The sequence below is a fragment of the Ensifer sp. ENS09 genome (assembly GCF_014852425.1).
GTDB lineage: Bacteria > Pseudomonadota > Alphaproteobacteria > Rhizobiales > Rhizobiaceae > Ensifer.
The window spans coordinates 1-393 of sequence record NZ_JACVBP010000025.1 but is presented as its reverse complement, the minus strand read 5'-3'; the positions used below and the strand labels follow the sequence as shown (position 1 = coordinate 393).

General features: G+C 61.1%; 1 protein-coding gene. It reads left to right on the top strand.

Translation table 11 applies throughout. The annotated features are described in order from the left end of the window. Positions 1-393 (top strand): GTP-binding protein (locus tag IB267_RS33065; protein WP_246810940.1); only part of this gene is annotated, 393 nt, incomplete at both ends.

The window sequence follows — 393 nt, the reverse complement described above, 5'->3', positions numbered from 1 at the left end:
CTGACGGCCCGATGCCGCAGACCCGCGAGCACATCCTGCTTGCTCGTCAGGTTGGCGTTCCGGCAATCGTCGTGTTCCTCAACAAGGTCGACCAGGTTGACGACGCCGAGCTTCTCGAGCTCGTCGAACTGGAAGTTCGCGAACTTCTGTCGTCCTACGAATTCCCGGGCGACGACATTCCGATCATCAAGGGCTCGGCTCTTGCTGCTCTGGAAGATTCGGACAAGAAGATCGGCGAAGATGCGATCCGCGAGCTGATGGCTGCCGTTGACGCCTACATCCCGACGCCTGAGCGTCCGATCGACCAGCCGTTCCTGATGCCGATCGAAGACGTGTTCTCGATCTCGGGCCGCGGTACGGTTGTGACCGGTCGCGTTGAGCGCGGCATCGTCA